Genomic DNA, 18,810 nt, shown 5'->3' with positions numbered 1-18,810 from the left:
TAAAACCTTAATCTATGAGCAAAAGTCCTTTAAGAAAAGACAAAACCTGCTTGAATTGCAGATATGTAGTAGAAAATCGATTCTGTTCTAATTGTGGACAAGAAAATACAGATACCCGAAAAACTTTCTACCATTTGTTCATTCATTTCATAGAAGACTTGACACATTATGAAAATGCTTTTTGGAAAACCATAAAAAATCTTTTGTTCAAGCCCTCAGCATTGACAAAAGAATATCTTTCCGGGAAAAGACTTTCCTATCTTGCTCCTGTACGTCTCTATATTTTTATCAGTTTCATCACTTTTTTTTTAATTACCGTTTTTCCAAATAAAGATTCAGAAGCATTAAAAATACAAGAAACAAAAGTTCCTACAAATACAAAACAGGAAACTAAGGACGAGGAAGATCTATTCAACTTTGGTTACGGTTCGGTCACAGAATTGGACTCCATTCAAAAAAATGCCCCCGAATCTAAAAAACTGTCTGAATTTAATTATTGGATTAACAAAAAGATTCAAACCATCAAAGATCACAATACTAACAAAGAAATTTTAGAAAAATTTGTTGAATCATTTCTTCACAACCTACCCAAGGTTTTATTTGTATTCATGCCTTTTTTCGCCTTCTTCCTATGGCTTTTTCACAATAAAAAACGATGGTACTATTTTGATCATGGGATTTTCACCTTGCATTATTTTTCGTTCTTGCTATTACTCTTTTTAATCCTCTTTTTGACCAATAAATTCCTATCTTCATTTGAAAAATCAGGTCTAATCAGTTTCATTCTTGGATTATTTAATTTTATTGGGTTTAGCTGGATGATTTACTATTTCTACCCAGCGCATCATCGTTTTTATGGTGAAACCCGATTTGTATCATTCTTGAAGAGCAGCTTACTTTTTATCATCAACTTCATAATAGTTATCCTAATTATTGCCATATTTGCCGTGTATACCTTTATCAATTTAAAATAAACTCAATAATGAAAAAAATCCTGTCTCTTTTTGTGATAGCAGTTACATTCTCTTGTGCTAGCTCAAAAAATACTACAACTGATACTGTTTCAAAAGTTTCAGATCCTACAAAATACATGAATACCATAACTGCAAAGGAGCTAAAAACACACCTTTATATCGTGGCTTCTGATGAAATGGAAGGCCGAGAAACTGGTTCTCCAGGTCAAAAAAAAGCCGGTCAATACCTCATTAGCCAATATCAAAAAAACGGAATCCCTTTCCCAAAAGGAGCCACAAACTTCTACCAACCCATTCCGGCAGCTTACTTGAATGCTAAGCGCAATGAAAATCTATCCGACTCTGAAAATATTTGGGCTTACATCGAAGGTTCCGAAAAGCCAAATGAAATCATTGTTATTTCAGCACATTATGACCATGTAGGCATTAATGGAGGAGAAATCTATAACGGCGCCGATGATGACGGATCAGGTACTGTAGCCTTACTCGAAATTGCAGAAGCATTTGAAATAGCTAAAAAAGAAGGAAAAGGCCCTAAACGTTCTATCTTATTTCTTCATGTAACTGGCGAAGAGCACGGTTTGCATGGCTCTCGTTTTTATTCTGAAAACCCATTATTTCCGTTGGCTAATACCATCACCGACATCAACATCGATATGATAGGACGCCGTGATGAAGCACATGCCGACTCAAATAATTATGTATACCTGATAGGTGCTGATCGTCTTTCTTCAGATTTAGACAATATCTGCACTACCGTAAACGAAAAATACACCAATCTGAAATTAGATTATAAATACAATGATCCAATGGATCCGAATCGTTTTTACGAACGTTCTGACCATTACAATTTTTCGAAACATGGTATTCCGTCCGTATTTCTTTTTAATGGGGTGCACGCAGATTACCACAAAAAAACCGATACTCCTGATAAAATTGAATATGACGCCCTAACTAAAAGAGCTCAATTTGCCTTTGTAACAGCTTGGGAATTGGCTAATAGAGAAAATCGTCCTGTAGTCGATAAAAAATAGTTTTTAAAGCATACAAAAAGAGCCTTGAAGAAATTCAAGGCTCTTTTTATTTTAAATCATCTATGAATCAACTTTGCTCAAAAAAAAAAAAACTTAAACGCGCAAAAAAAGCCTTGAATTTCTTCAAGGCTTTTGCTTTCTGGGTGGAAGACGGGGCTCGAACCCGCGACCCTCGGTACCACAAACCGATGCTCTAACCAACTGAGCTACAACCACCATGTTGCTTAGCGGTGGCAAAGATACAACATAAGTTTACTTTTGCAAATATTTTTATCAAAAAAAATCACTAAAACTACAACAAATTTCCTAAACTATTGACTGCCAAATACCTTTCAACTGTAAAACCTTCGGCATGTTCTACCCCCACAAGCCTTCCTAAATCCCTTGATCTATAATTTAAGCTTTCTAAGAAGTTTTTAGAGCTTATAGGTGACTCCGACTCCTTAGAATTTGGATCATAAAACTGCGAACCATAAGCTAAAATAGACTCAATCTTTTTATCAGTAAAACCAGTTATATCAACCACAAAGTCTGGCTGTATATTTTTCCATTGAATATAATGATAAACTAGTTTAGGTCTCCAGGCTTCTTGTTTCTCCCCATCAAGTACCGTTTCTATTTTCATCAAGCCTGACAAGAAACAAGCATCCGAAACCAATTTACTCCCTTTTCCGTGATCAATATGACGGTCGTCAATGGCATTACACAAAACAATTTCAGGTTTATACTTGCGTATCATTTTGATTATTTCCAATTGATGTTTTTCGTCATTTACAAAAAAACCATCGCGCATACCCAGATTTTCACGAACCGTAACACCTAAGATTTCAGCTGCTGCATTCGCTTCCTGATCTCTAATTTCAGCAGAACCTCTGGTTCCTAACTCTCCGCGTGTTAAATCGACAATTCCTACGGTTTTCCCTAATGAGATCTCTTTTAAAATGGTACCCGCACAACCTAATTCCACATCATCGGGATGGGCACCAAAAGCTAATATATCCAGTTTCATTTTACAATTCTTTATTACTTATTGCTATTATTACTTTCTTCTACAAAACCCTTTTCATTGTCATCGCTTTATTGCGGCTTTCCTCCCACTCTTTCTCGGGAACGCTATCTTTGGTTATTCCGCATCCAATATATAAATGTACTTCTTTACCTTTTATTTGCATGCATCGCAAATTGACAAACAAATCGGTTTTAGTTTTTTCTTTATTGGTAGACTCACAATTCAATTCCCCAAAAAAACCGGTATAATATTGTCTTTCGTAGCCTTCGTTTTTCAAAATAAAATCTTTGGCAACCGCCTTAGGTAATCCACAGACCGCCGGCGTAGGATGTAAAACAGAAACCACTTCTTTCAAATTGGAATCGTTGTTTATAATTCCTTCGATATCCGTTTTAATATGCAAGATATTACCTGCTTTTAAAGTATAAGGGCTTGACACCGCCACTTCTGAGGTTACCTCTTTTATTGAGTCCAAAATATAATCAGTCACGTGCTGCTGCTCTTCTTTCTCTTTATCTCCCCAACTAACGTTTAAAGAATTCTTATTAAAAGTTTGCGTTCCTGCCAGAGCCATCGTGTAAAACTTATTCTGCTTAGCTTTAAGCAATCGTTCCGGTGTAGCTCCCATCCACAAACCAATCTTTGGATGAAACCAACAGTAAACATAAGCCGTAGGATAGGCGCGTACTAATTTTTCAAAAACGGTAACCAAATCAAAACTAGGGACCGAAAGGACTTCTTCTCTTGACAAAACAACCTTTTTAAACTGACCTTCCTCTATCGCCTCAATTCCTTTTTGAACTAATGCCTCAAAATCTTCTTTCCCTTGATCATTTTCAACCGACGGAAAATAAAAAGAATCTTTCTCCTCAAAAACATCAAGTTCAGTAACCCACTTTACAGATTCCTTCCTAGGGATCAAAATCATCTGATTGCCATCAAAAGGAGCAAAAACAAATCCTATTTCATTGAAATCCTCTGCAAAATACAAATGATCGTTCTTTTGAAAAAAACCAATTAACTTTTTTTTATCTGGCTTGCTATAAATCACAAAAGGTAAGTTTTGTGCTAGCTGCTGCTTTACTTTTATAAAAAAATCAATCATATTTAGCTGGTATTTAAAGTCTGAATTTTAATAAAAATCTATGCCTGTTGTTTTTTCCTTTTTGGCAAAATCATATTGGTGAGCTTACAAAGGGAAATCAATTTCTTATTTTCATCCGTAATGCGAATTTCCCACAGATGGATGCTACTGCCCTGATGAATAATCTTTGCCGTTGCAGTCACTTCCCCGTTGCGTTTTGCCTTCAAATGATTGGCCGAAATCTCAATTCCGCGTACTTCGCTAAGCTCCGGATTGATAAATAAAAAAGAAGCCGCACTACCCACACTTTCGGCCAAAGCCACCGAAGCACCACCATGAAGCAATCCCATAGGCTGATGAACAGTAGGATTTACAGGCATTTTGGCTACCAAAAAACCTTCGCCTGCATCAATATATTCTATATTTAAGGTCTCCATCAAAGTGTTTTTAGAAATACGATTGCAGTATTCCAGTATTTTTTCTTTATCGAATGTCATGCTATTTATTTTAATCGATTGTAAAAATAAATAAAAGATAAGACACAAAAAGTAAATCCCATACTTATTCTACATTCTAATTCAAAATCCTTACACTTAAGAATGGGTTTTTTCCTATTTTTACAAAAACAAAACAAAATGCGTGCTGTCACTTTACTCCTTTTTATCGGGATATTCTACTCCATTTACTCCTGTCGCTCCGATTTTGAAACCGTAGCCAACACTGGCGATTTGGTTTTTTCAAAAGACACCATTTATTTGGACACCGTTTTTACCAATATCGGATCGAGCACTTATCATTTAAAAGTATACAATAAAAGCAAAAATGACATTCGTATTCCAACTATCCAATTAGCCAAAGGATTGAATTCTAAATACCGCATGACCGTTGACGGGATGCAGGGAACCAACGGCAAAATTTTCAACAATGTAGATTTATTGGCCAAAGACAGCCTGTATATTTTCATAGAAACCACAGCCAATATTGCCGATGCCAATCCGACCGATTTCCTGTACACCGACCAGATTCAGTTTGACAGTGGTGAAAATCTTCAAAAAGTAGAATTGGTAACCCTGATTCAGGATGCTGTTTTTCTATACCCAAAACGTTTTGCTGACGGAACTACCGAAACACTAACAATTGACGACAAAAAAATAGACGGTTTTTATCTGGACGAAAATGATCCCATAAACGGAAATGAGCTTCATTTTACCAATACCAAACCCTATGTAATTTACGGTTATGCAGCTGTTCCCGAAGGAAAAACAGCTGTTTTTGATGCCGGTGCCAGAGTCCATTTTCATGCTAATTCAGGATTAATTGTAAGCAATAACGCTTCTTTAAACATAAACGGAACTACATCAACCACAAGCCAATTAGAAAACGAAGTTGTTTTTGAAGGCGATCGATTGGAACCCGAATATTCTAATATACCTGGCCAATGGGGAACCATTTGGCTCGCAAGCAGAAGCACGAACAACTCCATAAATCATTTAACCATCAAAAATGCCACAATCGGGCTATTGATTCAAAACAATGACGGGACTACGGTTTCCATCAAAAACACCCAAATTTACAATTCAGCTAATTATGGAATTCTGGCCCAAACGGCAAAAATTAACGGGGAAAATATCGTGATCAACAATGCGGGTCTGGCAAGTTTAAACTGTTCCTATGGCGGCAACTATAGTTTTAGCCATTGCACTTTCAATAACAACTGGAACAGTTCCAAACAAGTCGCTGTTTCAGTAAGCAATTATAGTTTAGGCGCAAGACCTGAAGCAAAAGACCTGACTCAAGCCACTTTCAATAATTGCATTATCTATGGTTCTTATTCGAATGCCTTGTCTTTGAGCAAAAAGAGCACAGCCGCATTCAATTATAAATTCAACAGCTGTCTTTTAAAATTCAATACTACATCAAGTGATCCTGATTATCAGTTTGAAACCGATGCGGCACATTACAATGGGATTATTTTAAACAAAGATCCCAAATTTTATAATACATCCCGAAACAAGCTCAATATTGACAACAGTTCTGCCGCTTTCGCAAAAGGGAATCCGGCTTATCTGATTCCGCTAGATATTAATGGCAAAACGAGAACTTCGCCTCCTGATTTGGGTGCTTACCAGAGTATGCCTTTTCCGAAATAAGTTTGAGTTTAAAAACTACCGCAGATTTGCTAATTTTTCGTGCTATCTAAATGAATCTAATTTGTGAATTTGCGGTAGTTTTTTAATTCTTTGAATTTATCAAATAGTTTATACTTCGTATTTGCTCGTACTATTTATTTAAACTAAATTTGCAGCGTAAATACAACAAACTACACAACAATGATCCATTTCTTTGAAAACCAAAGCAAGACTGTTTTTGCAGTACAAACGCAAAACGAAATTTCGGCTCAAGACATTTCAAAACTTAACTGGCTTTTTGCCAACTCAAATAAAATAGAAAAATCCGTATTGACGGATTTTTTTGTTGGACCTCGCGCCACCATGGTGACGCCTTGGAGTACTAATGCCGTTGAAATCACCCAAAACATGGGAATTTCAGGGATCATTCGAATAGAGGAATTTCAAAAAGTAACTCAAGATTTCACGGATTTTGACCCGATGCTTTCGCAAAAATATACCGAATTAAATCAGGATATTTTTACCATAAATGTGCAACCGGAACCGATCCTGGACATTGAAGATATTGATGGCTACAACAAAAAAGAAGGTTTAGCTTTAAGCTTAGAAGAAGTGGAATACTTGGATAATTTATCGACCAAATTAGGTAGAAAATTAACCGATTCTGAGATTTTTGCCTTCTCACAAGCCAATTCAGAGCACTGTCGTCACAAAATTTTCAACGGAACTTTTGTAATTGACGGTGAAGAAAAAGAAACTTCTCTTTTTAAATTAATCAAGAAAACATCTCAGGAAAACCCGAACGATATCGTTTCGGCATACAAAGACAACGTGGCTTTTGTAAAAGGGCCAAAAGTGCAGCAATTTGCACCAAAAACCGCTGACAAACCTGATTTTTACGAAGTAAAAGAATTTGATTCGGTTATTTCGTTAAAAGCAGAAACACACAATTTTCCAACCACCGTAGAGCCTTTCAACGGAGCTGCAACGGGTTCAGGAGGAGAAATTCGCGACCGTCTGGCTGGTGGGCAAGGTTCATTGCCATTGGCAGGAACGGCTGTTTATATGACTTCTTATTCTCGTTTGGAAGAAAATCGTCCTTGGGAAGATGCGGTAGCAGAAAGAAAATGGTTGTACCAAACTCCAATGGATATTTTGATCAAAGCCTCAAACGGTGCTTCTGATTTTGGAAACAAATTCGGGCAACCGCTAATCACCGGTTCTGTCCTTACTTTTGAACATCAGGAAAATGACCGCAAAATTGGTTATGATAAAGTAATCATGCAAGCAGGCGGAATTGGTTACGGAAAATTAGATCAAGCAATAAAACACAAACCACAAGAAGGCGATAAAATCGTTATTTTGGGTGGAGAAAATTATAGAATCGGGATGGGCGGTGCTGCGGTTTCCTCTGCAGACACAGGAGCTTTCGGTTCAGGAATCGAGTTGAACGCCATACAACGTTCGAACCCGGAAATGCAAAAACGTGCTGCCAATGCCATTCGTGGTTTGGTGGAAAGCGACAACAATCCAATTGTTTCCATTCACGATCACGGAGCGGGTGGACACTTAAACTGTCTTTCGGAATTAGTCGAAGAAACAGGAGGATTAATCGATTTGGATAAATTGCCTGTGGGCGATCCTACGCTTTCGGCAAAAGAAATCATCGGTAACGAATCGCAAGAAAGAATGGGATTGGTTATTGGTAAAAAAGACATCGACATTTTACAAAGAATTGCTGATAGAGAGCGTTCTCCAATGTATCAGGTGGGAGATGTAACCGGAGACCACCGTTTTACTTTTGAATCAAAAACTACTGGTGCTAAACCGATGGATTATGCTTTGGAAGATTTCTTTGGAAGTTCACCAAAAACGGTGATGACTGACAAAACGGTTGATTACAATTATACGGAATTAGAATACTCAGTAAAAAATATTTCGACTTATTTAGAGCAAGTTTTACAATTAGAAGCGGTTGCCTGTAAAGACTGGTTGACCAATAAAGTAGACCGTTGTGTAGGTGGAAAAGTAGCCAAACAACAAACGGCCGGACCATTGCAATTGCCATTGAATAACTGCGGTGTAATGGCTTTGGATTATTTAGGAAAAGAAGGAATCGCAACTTCTATAGGTCACGCTCCTATTTCGGCTTTGATTGATCCGGTTGCAGGAAGTAGAAATGCGATTGCCGAATCTTTGTCGAATATTGTTTGGGCACCGATTAAAGACGGATTGAAAGGAATTTCCCTTTCGGCTAACTGGATGTGGGCTTGTAAAAACGAAGGCGAAGATGCTCGTTTGTACGCTGCTGTCCAAGGTTGTTCGGATTTTGCAATTGAATTGGGAATCAATATTCCAACCGGAAAAGATTCGCTTTCTATGAAGCAAAAATATCCAAATGACGAAGTGATTGCACCGGGAACGGTAATTATTTCGGCAGCGGGTAACTGTACTGATATCAAAAAAGTAGTGGAACCCGTTTTACAAAAAGACGGTGGTTCTATTTATTATATCAATTTGTCGCAAGACGAATTTAAATTAGGTGGTTCGTCATTCGCACAAACCCTGAACGCAATTGGAAATGAAACGCCAACGATAAAAGACGCGGCTTTCTTTAAAAATGCATTCAACACCATTCAGGAATTAATCTTGGAAGACAATATCCTTGCCGGACACGATATCGGAAGCGGTGGTTTGATCACTACTTTATTAGAAATGTGTTTTGCCGATGTGAATTTGGGTGCGAAAATCGATTTCTCTGTTTTTGAAGAAAAAGACATCATTAAATATTTATTTGCTGAGAATATTGGAATTGTTTTCCAAGCGAAAGACGATGCAAGTTTAGAAAGCAAATTAAACGCAAATGGAGTTGCCTTCTACAAATTAGGAACAGCAACTACAGAAGCTACTTTAGATTTTGGTCCTTGTAAATTAGACATCGCTAAATACAGAGATGTTTGGTTTAAAACTTCGTTTTTATTAGACCAAAAACAATCTAAAAACGGAATGGCGCAAGCGCGTTTTGACAATTACAAAAACCAACCGTTAAATTATACTTTCCCCGCTCATTTTACGGGTAAAGCTCCTATTATTGACCATTCGAAGCCAAGACCAAAAGCGGCAATTATCCGTGAAAAAGGTAGTAATTCCGAACGTGAAATGGCAAATGCGATGTATTTGGCCGGTTTTGACGTAAAAGACGTTCACATGACCGATTTGATTTCGGGGCGTGAAACTTTGGAAGATATTCAATTCATTGGTGCTGTTGGAGGATTCTCTAACTCTGATGTTTTAGGATCTGCCAAAGGTTGGGCTGGAGCTTTTTTATACAACGAAAAAGCAAAAACCGCTTTAGATAATTTCTTCAAACGTGAAGACACTTTATCTGTTGGAATCTGTAACGGTTGTCAGTTATTCGTTGAATTGGAATTAATCCATTCAGAGCATGAAAAAATGCCAAAAATGTTACACAATGACAGCAACAAGCACGAGAGTATTTTTACTTCGGTAACAGTACAGGAAAACAAGTCGGTGATGTTATCTACTTTGGCTAGAGCGACATTGGGAGTTTGGGTTTCGCACGGAGAAGGTAAATTTGAATTGCCTCTGGGTGAAGAAAACTACAACATCGTTGGTAAATATGCGTACGAAGGTTATCCTGCAAATCCTAACGGTTCTCATTATGATGTTGCCATGCTTTGCGACACTACAGGACGCCACTTGGTAATGATGCCGCACATTGAGCGTTCTACGTTCCAATGGAACTGGGCACATTATCCAAAAGACAGAAACGACGAAGTTTCACCTTGGCATGAAGCCTTTGTCAATGCCAGAAAATGGATCGATAAAAACTAAATTTTTATTTTAAAATACTAAAAGCGTTCTCGAAAGAGAGCGCTTTTTTAATACAGTCTAGTTTCAATTTAAACTAGAAAATAGAAAAGTACAATTAACAAAGCGGTTCTACAAAAAAATAAAACACAACAAAAAAAAACCACATACCACTAGCAACCAACCAATTGCAACAGCTGTGTTTTATAAACATAAAGTGCAAAAAAAATAAACAGATCAGAAAGAACATTGAAAATAAGAATTACATAAAAATCGATTTCGTAAAATACAACTGTAGCAATTTAATTTTTCTATTTAAAATTTAAAAAAGCAATCTTTATTATTAAATTTTAATTAATTTGCAATAAAATTCAATCTTTTTATAATGATTTCAGTAACCAGACTTTTTGATTTTCCGTATTACCAGCAAGATAAATACAATTCGATTCCAGATGCGCTGGTAACTAAACAAAACGGTATTTGGGAGAAAACTTCTACCCAAGAATACATCGCTAAATCCAATACAATTTCCAGAGCACTCTTGCGATTGGAAGTTCAAAAAGACGATAAAATTGCCATAATTTCTACTAACAATAGAACGGAATGGCATATTATGGATATTGGTATCTTACAAACAGGGGCACAAACCGTACCCATATATCCTACGATATCTGAAGACGACTATGAATACATCTTAAATCATTCAGGAGCGATATATTGCTTTGTTTCGGACGAAGAAGTACTGCGAAAAGTAAACTTAATTAGAGATAAAGTCCCTAATTTGAAAGAAGTATATTGTTTCAATACCATTGAAGGTTGCAAAAACTGGAAAGAATTATTGGCTCTGGGTGAAGATCAAAGCAATCAACAAGAAGTTGAAAACAGAAAAAACAATGTCAAAACTGACGATTTAGCTACCATTATTTATACCTCAGGAACAACAGGAAGACCTAAAGGTGTAATGCTTTCACATAAAAACATTGTTTCAGATGTATTAAGCAGCTCCTCAAGAATTCCGTTCGAAGCCGGTTCTAGTCGCGCCTTAAGCTTTCTTCCTATTTGTCACATTTTTGAAAGAATGATTTTGTATCTATACCAATATTATGGTGTTTCGGTTTATTTTGGTGAAGCGATCGATAAAATCAGTGACAACTTAAAAGAAGTACAACCTACTGTAATGACAGCAGTTCCCAGATTACTCGAAAAAGTATATGATAAAATTTATGCTAAAGGAACAGAACTAACAGGCATCAAAAAGAAACTCTTCTTTTGGGCAATCGATTTAGGATTGCGTTATGAACCTTATGGCGCCAATGGTTCATGGTATGAATTTCAACTTAAAATTGCCCGAAAATTAATTTTCAGCAAATGGCAAGAAGGTCTCGGTGGGAACTTGGATTTATTGGTTTCTGGTAGTGCCGCTTTACAACCTAGATTAACCAGAATCTTTGCCGCAGCTGGTATTCCTGTCATGGAAGGTTATGGTTTAACCGAAACTTCTCCTGTTATATCTGTAAATGACATGAGAAACAAAGGATTCAAAGTAGGAACCGTAGGTAAAGTAATCGATAATGTAGAAGTAAAAATTGCCGAAGACGGGGAAATCCTTTGCAAAGGCCCTAATGTTATGATGGGTTATTACAAAGACGAAGAAAAAACAGCTGAAGCTTTACAAGGCGGTTATTTTCACACAGGCGACATAGGAAATATTGACGAAGAAGGATTTCTCAAAATCACCGATCGTAAAAAAGAAATGTTTAAAACCTCTGGAGGAAAATACATCGCGCCGCAAATTATTGAAAACACCATGAAGCAATCGCGTTTCATCGATCAAATTATGGTCATTGGCGATGGACAAAAAATGCCTGCAGCATTCATTCAACCTAATTTTGATTTCATAAAAGAGTGGGCAAACATTCACAAGTTCAACATAGGAGATAGCAACGAAGAAATTGTTTCCAATGAAAAAGTGATTGCAAGAATTCAAGAAGAAATCGATCACTCAAACGAAAAATTCGGAAATTGGGAAAAAATAAAGCGTTTTGAACTTACACCAGAAGTTTGGTCTATCGAAGGTGGAGAATTGACTCCTACATTGAAACTAAAACGAAAAATAATAATGGATAAGTATAAAGATTTATTCCAAAAAATATACGCTTAAGCTATTTTTTCATTCATTTTTCAAAAATTAAATAAGCAGCAAAAAAGATTTATATAGTATTTTTTCAAAACCGAACTCCTCTTTTCACGAGGAGTTTTTTTATATTTATATTTTTTAACATAAAAATAATTTTAATTTATTATGCATGCATAGTATTTTTTCATTATATTTGAATTCTATATTTTTTAGAGATGAAAGACAAAACGATTGATTATGCGTTAAGAGCAACCTGGCAAGCCGTGTCCAGGATGTACAATGAAGAGGCTTCTAAATATGGAGCAACGATGGCAACAGGCTTTGCCTTGTTAAGCATGGATAAAAGTAAAGGAACTCCTTCGACTTCATTAGGCCCAAAAATGGGCATGGAAGCAACAAGCCTGACTAGAACCTTAAAATCTATGGAAGAAAAAGGGCTAATCATCAGAAAAAAAAATCCAGATGACGGTCGTGGTGTTTTAATTTACCTGACAGATTTTGGTAAAGAAAAAAGAGAGCTTTCTAAAAGTACCGTTTTAAAATTTAATGAAACGATCAGACAGCACGTTTCAGAAGAAAAATTAGAACATTTCATGGAAGTCGCTGAAATAATCAACGAATTAATTCAAGATAAAAATATATTTAATCAAACCGAAAAAGTAGAAAATGAATAGATCTATTAAAAAAGTTGCCGTAGTCGGATCCGGAATTATGGGTTCGGGAATTGCATGTCATTTTGCTAACATTGGTCTCGAAGTATTACTTCTCGATATCGTTCCTAGAGAACTCACCGAAGCAGAAACAAAAAAAGGATTAACACTAGAAAGTAAAGTTGTACGCAATCGTTTAGTAAACGAACATCTGGCAAATGCTTTAAAATCGAAACCTTCCCCTATTTACAGTCAAAAATTCGCAAGTCGAATCACGACTGGAAATACAACAGATGACATGGCAAAAATTGCCAATGTAGATTGGATTATCGAGGTGGTCGTAGAGCGTTTGGATATTAAAAAAATGGTTTTTGAACAAATTGAAAAATTCAGAAAACCGGGAACCTTGGTTACTTCCAACACATCGGGAATTCCAATTCACTTTATGAGTGAAGGACGTAGCGAGGATTTTCAAAAGCACTTTTGTGGAACTCACTTTTTTAACCCTGCGCGTTACTTAAAATTATTCGAAATCATTCCTGGTCCACAAACTTCAACAGAAGTTTTAGACTTCCTTACTACATACGGAGAGAAATTCTTGGGTAAAACCTCGGTTGTTGCCAAAGATACTCCGGCGTTTATCGGAAACCGTATCGGTATTTACGGGATTCAAAGTTTGTTCCATTTGGTTAAAGAAATGGGCTTGACAATTGAAGAAGTGGATAAATTGACCGGACCGGTTATTGGAAGACCAAAATCGGCTACTTTTAGAACCGTTGATGTTGTTGGATTAGATACTTTAGTACATGTGGCTAACGGAATCTATGAAAACTGTCCAAACGACGAACAACACGATTTGTTCAAACTTCCTGAATTCGTCAACAAAATGATGGAGAACAAATGGCTAGGAAGCAAAACGGGTCAAGGATTCTATAAAAAAGAAGGAAAAGAAATCCTGACTTTGGATTTAGATACTTTAGAATACAGAGCGGCTAAAAAAGCCTCTTTTGCTACTTTAGAATTGACAAAAACAATTGATAAACCCATCAACCGTTTTAAAGTTTTGGTAAAAGGGAAAGACAAAGCAGGTGAATTCTACCGTAAGAGTTTCGCCGGAATGTTTGCTTATGTTTCGAACAGAATTCCTGAAATCTCAGATGAATTATACAAAATAGATGATGCTATGAAAGCTGGTTTCGGTTGGGAAAATGGTCCATTCGAAATTTGGGATGCTATTGGAGTTGAAAAAGGAATTGAAATCATGAAAGCCGAAGGACTTACTCCCGCAGCTTGGGTCAATGAGATGATCGCTTCTGGAAGCAAAAGCTTCTATTCTGTAAAAGAAGGTGCTACTTATTTCTACAATATCCCGACAAAATCACAAACAAAAGTTCCAGGACAAGATGCTTTTATCATCCTAAACAACATTCGCGAAAGCAAAAAAGTGTGGAGCAATAGCGGTGCTATCATCCAAGACTTAGGAGACGGAATCTTGAACTTAGAATTCCAATCTAAAATGAATACTATTGGAGGCGATGTCCTTCAAGCTATCAATAAAGCAATCGATTTATCGGAAAAAGAATACCAAGGTTTAGTAATTGGTAACCAAGCAGCAAATTTCTCTGTAGGTGCTAATATTGGAATGATTTTCATGATGGCAGTGGAACAAGAATACGATGAGCTGAATATGGCCATAAAAATGTTCCAAGATACGATGATGCGCGTGCGTTATTCCGGAATCCCAGTGGTAGTTGCTCCTCACGGAATGACTTTTGGTGGCGGTTGTGAAATGAGTTTACACGCCGATAAAGTGGTTGCTGCTGCAGAAACCTATATGGGATTAGTGGAATTTGGTGTTGGTGTGATTCCTGGTGGTGGTGGATCAAAAGAGATGGCCTTAAGAGCTTCTGATTTGTTCCATAAAAATGACGTAGAGCTGAATGTGTTGCAAGAATATTTCTTGACTATTGCTATGGCAAAAGTATCTACTTCTGGTTACGAAGCGTTTGACACGGGATTATTACAGCAAGGAAAAGACCTTATCGTAGTAAATAAAGACCGTCAGATTGCCGAAGCAAAGAAACATGCCTTGATAATGGCCGAAGCGGGTTATACACAACCAATCAGAAGAACGGATGTAAAAGTCCTTGGAAAACAAGCCTTAGGAATGTTTTTAGTAGGAACAGACCAAATGGAAGCAGGTAAATACATCTCAGAACACGATCAAAAAATCGCTAACAAACTGGCTTATGTAATGGCCGGTGGAGATTTATCAGAGCCAACATTAGTGAGTGAGCAATATTTATTGGATTTAGAACGTGAAGCTTTCTTGTCATTGTGTACTGAAAGAAAAACATTGGAAAGAATTCAATTCATGTTAACCAAAGGGAAACCACTTCGTAATTAATTATTTTAAATTATAAATGTTGAATTTTAAATGATTTCGTATCGCTACAAATTCAACTTAATTTAAAATTTATAATTCAAAATTTAAAATAGAAAAGATGAAAACAGCCTATATAGTTAAAGCATACAGAACCGCCGTTGGTAAAGCGCCAAAAGGAGTTTTTAGATTTAAAAGACCTGATGAGTTGGCAGCCGAAACCATTCAATATATGATGAATGAGTTGCCTGACTTTGACAAAACGCGTATTGATGACGTGATGGTGGGAAATGCCATGCCGGAAGCAGAACAAGGTTTGAACGTAGCTCGTTTGATCTCTTTGATGGGATTAAAAATCGAGGACGTTCCTGGGGTAACCGTAAACCGTTACTGTGCGTCTGGTATAGAAACAATTGGGATGGCTACAGCCAAAATCCAATCAGGAATGGCACATTGTATTATTGCAGGTGGAGCCGAAAGTATGAGTTTTATTCCAATGGGCGGCTACAAACCCACTCCGGATTATGCTGTTGCAAAAGCTGGAAACGAAGACTACTACTGGGGAATGGGATTAACAGCCGAAGCCGTTGCGAAACAATACAATGTTTCCAGAGAAGATCAAGATGAGTTTGCTTATCATTCGCACATGAAAGCCTTGAAAGCACAAGCAGAAGGTAAATTTGACAAACAAATCGTTCCAATTACCGTTGAGCAAACGTTCATCAACGAAAATGGAAAAAAGGAAACTAAATCCTATGTGGTTAACAAAGACGAAGGTCCAAGAGCAGGAACATCTAAAGAAGCCTTAGCGGGTCTTAGAGCCGTATTTGCAGCCGATGGAAGTGTCACTGCTGGAAACTCTTCGCAAATGAGTGACGGCGCTGCCTTTGTCCTTGTAATGAGCGAAGAAATGGTAAAAGAATTGAATTTAGAACCAATCGCAAGATTAGTCAACTTTGCTTCGGCGGGTGTTGAACCTAGAATTATGGGAATTGGACCGGTAAAAGCGATTCCAAAAGCCTTAAAACAAGCTGGATTACAATTAAAAGACATTGATTTAATAGAATTAAACGAAGCATTTGCATCTCAATCCTTGGCCGTAATTCGCGAATTGGACTTAAATCCTGATATCGTCAATGTAAACGGTGGAGCAATCGCCTTAGGTCACCCATTGGGATGTACTGGAGCCAAATTGTCTGTTCAATTATTCGATGAAATGAAACGAAGAGATAGCAAATACGGAATCGTTACCATGTGTGTAGGAACCGGACAAGGGACTGCAGGGATTTATGAGCTTCTTTAAGCTTTCGAAGAAAGAGACAAGAAGCAAGACGTTTTTCATGAAAGGATTGACTTATGAAACACAATTTTAAGAATCTAAAAATTTGGGTTTTATCAATGGAAATAACATCAGACATACACAAATTATGTTTGACATTTCCAAAGAGCGAAATGTATGGGTTAACAAGTCAAATGAATAGATGTTCAGTATCAATGCCTTCAAATATAGCAGAAGGTTCTAATAGAGGAAATAAACACTTTCAACAATATTTGAATATTAGCTTAGGTTCTTCATTCGAATTACAGACACAGTTATTGATAGCCAGTCAAAACGATTATCTATCAAAGGAAAAAACAGAAGAAATAGAAAACAAAATAATTGAATTTCAAAAGATGACAACTGGGTTCATAAGTAAGCTAAACACTAGTCTTTCTTCTTGAATCTTTCATCTTTTATCTAAAAAAAAAGTAAAATGAGCGACGTAACCAGAGGAGGTCAATTCCTTGTAAAAGAAACTAAGTGCGAAAACATCTTCACTCCAGAAGATTTCAATGAAGAACAATTAATGATGCGCGACTCTGTAAAAGAGTTTGTCGATAAAGAATTGTGGCCTAACAAAGATCGTTTTGAGAAAAAGGACTACGCTTTTACCGAAGAGTCTATGAAAAAAGCTGGAGATCTAGGCTTTTTAAGCGTAGCTGTTCCTGAGGCTTACGGCGGAATGGGAATGGGCTTTGTAAACACCGTTTTAGTTTGCGATTATATTTCTGGAGCTACAGGTTCGTTTTCAACAGCTTTTGGAGCACACACCGGAATTGGAACTATGCCAATCACCTTATACGGAACGGAAGAACAAAAACAAAAATACGTACCTAAATTAGCTACTGGCGAATGGTTTGGTGCTTATTGTTTGACAGAACCGGGTGCCGGATCTGATGCAAATTCCGGAAAAACGAAAGCGGTTTTATCTGAAGACGGAAAATATTATTCGATTACAGGTCAAAAAATGTGGATTTCGAATGCAGGATTCTGTTCTCTATTTATTGTTTTTGCCCGAATTGGGGATGATAAAAATATCACGGGATTCATTGTAGAAAATACCGCTGATAACGGAATTTCTATGAATGAAGAAGAACACAAACTAGGTATCCGTGCTTCTTCTACTCGTCAGGTTTTCTTTAATGAAACCAAAGTTCCGGTTGAAAACATGCTTTCTGAAAGAGGAAATGGATTTAAAATTGCCATGAATGCGTTGAACGTAGGCCGCATCAAATTAGCCGCAGCTTGTTTAGATGCACAACGCAGAGTGATTTCCGGTTCAGCTAAATATGCCAATGAAAGAATCCAATTTAACACTCCTATTGCTCAATTTGGAGCCATTCGTTACAAACTAGCCGAAATGGCAACGAGTTGTTATGCGGGAGAAAGTGCTACTTATCGTGCTGCAAAAGATATAGAAGATCGAATTATTGCCCGCGAAGCTGAAGGCTCTACACATCAGGAAGCAGAATTGAAAGGGGTTGAAGAATATGCTATTGAATGTTCTATTCTAAAAGTAGCTGTTTCTGAAGACATTCAAAACTGTGCTGATGAAGGAATCCAAATCTTTGGAGGAATGGGATTCTCAGAAGACACACCAATGGAAAGTGCTTGGAGAGATGCCAGAATTGCCCGTATTTACGAAGGAACAAACGAAATCAACAGAATGCTATCTGTTGGTATGCTTATCAAAAAAGCCATGAAAGGCCATGTTGATTTGCTAGGACCAGCTTCTAAAGTTCAAGAAGAATTGATGGGAATTCCTTCATTTGACACTCCTGATTATTCTGAATTATTTGCAGAAGAGAAAGAAATGATTGGAAAACTGAAAAAAGCATTCTTAATGGTTGCCGGAGGTGCTGTACAAAAATACGGTCCAGATTTAGAAGGACACCAACAATTATTAATGGCGGCTTCGGATATATTAATTGAAATTTATATGGCTGAAAGTACCATCCTTAGAACGGAAAAACTAGCCAAGAAAGAAGGCGAAGACAAAGTACAAGAACAAATTGCTATGGCTAAACTTTATTTATACAAAGCTGTGGACATTGTGACTCAAAAAGGAAAGGAAAGTGTCATTTCATTTGCCGAAGGCGACGAACAACGCATGATGCTAATGGGCTTGAGACGTTTCACAAAATACACCAACATGCCAAATATTGTTGGATTAAGAGAAATTATTACGACTAAAATAGTCGCCGAAAACGAATATTGCTTTTAATAGCAAAAACCGATACTAATTCAAAATGCTGAAA

At 37.0% G+C, this 18,810-nt stretch carries 13 protein-coding genes and 1 tRNA gene; 10 read left to right on the top strand and 4 right to left on the bottom strand.

Annotation, left to right across the window (positions count from 1 at the left end; genetic code table 11):
- Positions 1-14: 14 nt before the first annotated feature.
- Positions 15-974: a DUF3667 domain-containing protein gene (locus LNP19_RS09245; protein ID WP_230061647.1), complete on the top strand. Its 960-nt coding sequence runs from the start codon at positions 15-17 to the stop codon at positions 972-974.
- An 8-nt stretch (positions 975-982) separates the two neighbouring features.
- The gene (locus LNP19_RS09240) at positions 983-2,008 is read left to right on the top strand and encodes a M28 family metallopeptidase (RefSeq protein ID WP_230061646.1); all 1,026 of its coding nucleotides are present in this window, start codon (positions 983-985) and stop codon (positions 2,006-2,008) included.
- Between the two features lie 141 nt (positions 2,009-2,149).
- Here LNP19_RS09240 and LNP19_RS09235 read toward each other — a convergent pair.
- The 4 genes from LNP19_RS09235 to LNP19_RS09220 form a co-directional block, all read right to left on the bottom strand.
- Positions 2,150-2,225 (bottom strand) — tRNA-His (locus tag LNP19_RS09235).
- Between the two features lie 75 nt (positions 2,226-2,300).
- Positions 2,301-3,017, bottom strand: a complete 717-nt coding sequence (gene bshB1 / locus LNP19_RS09230) for a bacillithiol biosynthesis deacetylase BshB1 (protein ID WP_230061645.1) — start codon at positions 3,015-3,017, stop codon at positions 2,301-2,303.
- A 40-nt stretch (positions 3,018-3,057) separates the two neighbouring features.
- Positions 3,058-4,122 (bottom strand): isochorismate synthase, encoded by a 1,065-nt coding sequence (locus tag LNP19_RS09225; protein ID WP_230061644.1) that lies wholly within the window; start codon positions 4,120-4,122, stop codon positions 3,058-3,060.
- Positions 4,123-4,160: 38 nt separating this feature from the next.
- A complete protein-coding gene (locus LNP19_RS09220; RefSeq protein WP_230061643.1) occupies positions 4,161-4,598 on the bottom strand; it encodes a PaaI family thioesterase in 438 nt (145 codons plus the stop codon).
- Positions 4,599-4,736: 138 nt separating this feature from the next.
- Here LNP19_RS09220 and LNP19_RS09215 point away from each other — a divergent pair, with 138 nt between their 5' ends.
- The 8 genes from LNP19_RS09215 (at position 4,737) to LNP19_RS09180 (ending at position 18,776) form a co-directional block, all read left to right on the top strand.
- Positions 4,737-6,251: a hypothetical protein gene (locus tag LNP19_RS09215; protein ID WP_230061642.1), complete on the top strand. Its 1,515-nt coding sequence runs from the start codon at positions 4,737-4,739 to the stop codon at positions 6,249-6,251.
- A 180-nt stretch (positions 6,252-6,431) separates the two neighbouring features.
- Positions 6,432-10,085 carry a phosphoribosylformylglycinamidine synthase gene (purL, locus tag LNP19_RS09210; RefSeq protein WP_230061641.1) on the top strand — a complete coding sequence of 1,218 codons (3,654 nt, stop codon included), beginning with the start codon at positions 6,432-6,434 and terminating at the stop codon, positions 10,083-10,085.
- Positions 10,086-10,446: 361 nt separating this feature from the next.
- Complete coding sequence (locus LNP19_RS09205) at positions 10,447-12,222, top strand: AMP-dependent synthetase/ligase (protein WP_230061640.1); 1,776 nt, start codon at positions 10,447-10,449, stop codon at positions 12,220-12,222.
- A gap of 191 nt (positions 12,223-12,413) precedes the next feature.
- Positions 12,414-12,872 carry a MarR family winged helix-turn-helix transcriptional regulator gene (locus LNP19_RS09200; protein WP_230061639.1) on the top strand — a complete coding sequence of 153 codons (459 nt, stop codon included), beginning with the start codon at positions 12,414-12,416 and terminating at the stop codon, positions 12,870-12,872.
- Positions 12,865-15,255 carry a 3-hydroxyacyl-CoA dehydrogenase/enoyl-CoA hydratase family protein gene (locus LNP19_RS09195; protein ID WP_230061638.1) on the top strand — a complete coding sequence of 797 codons (2,391 nt, stop codon included), beginning with the start codon at positions 12,865-12,867 and terminating at the stop codon, positions 15,253-15,255. The genes LNP19_RS09200 and LNP19_RS09195 overlap by 8 nt, the downstream gene beginning before the upstream one ends.
- Positions 15,256-15,352: 97 nt before the next feature.
- The gene (locus LNP19_RS09190) at positions 15,353-16,534 is read left to right on the top strand and encodes an acetyl-CoA C-acyltransferase (RefSeq protein ID WP_230061637.1); all 1,182 of its coding nucleotides are present in this window, start codon (positions 15,353-15,355) and stop codon (positions 16,532-16,534) included.
- Between the two features lie 53 nt (positions 16,535-16,587).
- Positions 16,588-16,953, top strand: coding sequence for a four helix bundle protein (locus LNP19_RS09185; protein ID WP_230061636.1), 366 nt, complete (start codon positions 16,588-16,590; stop codon positions 16,951-16,953).
- Positions 16,954-16,985: 32 nt separating this feature from the next.
- Complete coding sequence (locus tag LNP19_RS09180; RefSeq protein ID WP_230061635.1) at positions 16,986-18,776, top strand: acyl-CoA dehydrogenase family protein; 1,791 nt, start codon at positions 16,986-16,988, stop codon at positions 18,774-18,776.
- Positions 18,777-18,810: the final 34 nt, after the last annotated feature.

The organism is Flavobacterium acetivorans, from assembly GCF_020911885.1.
Taxonomy (GTDB): domain Bacteria; phylum Bacteroidota; class Bacteroidia; order Flavobacteriales; family Flavobacteriaceae; genus Flavobacterium; species Flavobacterium acetivorans.
This window is presented reverse-complemented; position numbering and strand designations above follow the sequence as displayed.

Coding starts and splice junctions, on each gene's coding strand:
- LNP19_RS09245 (WP_230061647.1), top strand. CDS start 15: ATGAGCAAAAGTCCTTTAAGAAAAGACAAAACCTGCTTGAATTGCAGA.
- LNP19_RS09185 (WP_230061636.1), top strand. CDS start 16,588: ATGAAACACAATTTTAAGAATCTAAAAATTTGGGTTTTATCAATGGAA.
- LNP19_RS09240 (WP_230061646.1), top strand. CDS start 983: ATGAAAAAAATCCTGTCTCTTTTTGTGATAGCAGTTACATTCTCTTGT.
- bshB1 (WP_230061645.1), bottom strand. CDS start 3,017: ATGAAACTGGATATATTAGCTTTTGGTGCCCATCCCGATGATGTGGAA.
- LNP19_RS09190 (WP_230061637.1), top strand. CDS start 15,353: ATGAAAACAGCCTATATAGTTAAAGCATACAGAACCGCCGTTGGTAAA.
- LNP19_RS09200 (WP_230061639.1), top strand. CDS start 12,414: ATGAAAGACAAAACGATTGATTATGCGTTAAGAGCAACCTGGCAAGCC.
- LNP19_RS09180 (WP_230061635.1), top strand. CDS start 16,986: ATGAGCGACGTAACCAGAGGAGGTCAATTCCTTGTAAAAGAAACTAAG.
- LNP19_RS09215 (WP_230061642.1), top strand. CDS start 4,737: ATGCGTGCTGTCACTTTACTCCTTTTTATCGGGATATTCTACTCCATT.
- LNP19_RS09220 (WP_230061643.1), bottom strand. CDS start 4,598: ATGACATTCGATAAAGAAAAAATACTGGAATACTGCAATCGTATTTCT.
- LNP19_RS09205 (WP_230061640.1), top strand. CDS start 10,447: ATGATTTCAGTAACCAGACTTTTTGATTTTCCGTATTACCAGCAAGAT.
- purL (WP_230061641.1), top strand. CDS start 6,432: ATGATCCATTTCTTTGAAAACCAAAGCAAGACTGTTTTTGCAGTACAA.
- LNP19_RS09195 (WP_230061638.1), top strand. CDS start 12,865: ATGAATAGATCTATTAAAAAAGTTGCCGTAGTCGGATCCGGAATTATG.
- LNP19_RS09225 (WP_230061644.1), bottom strand. CDS start 4,122: ATGATTGATTTTTTTATAAAAGTAAAGCAGCAGCTAGCACAAAACTTA.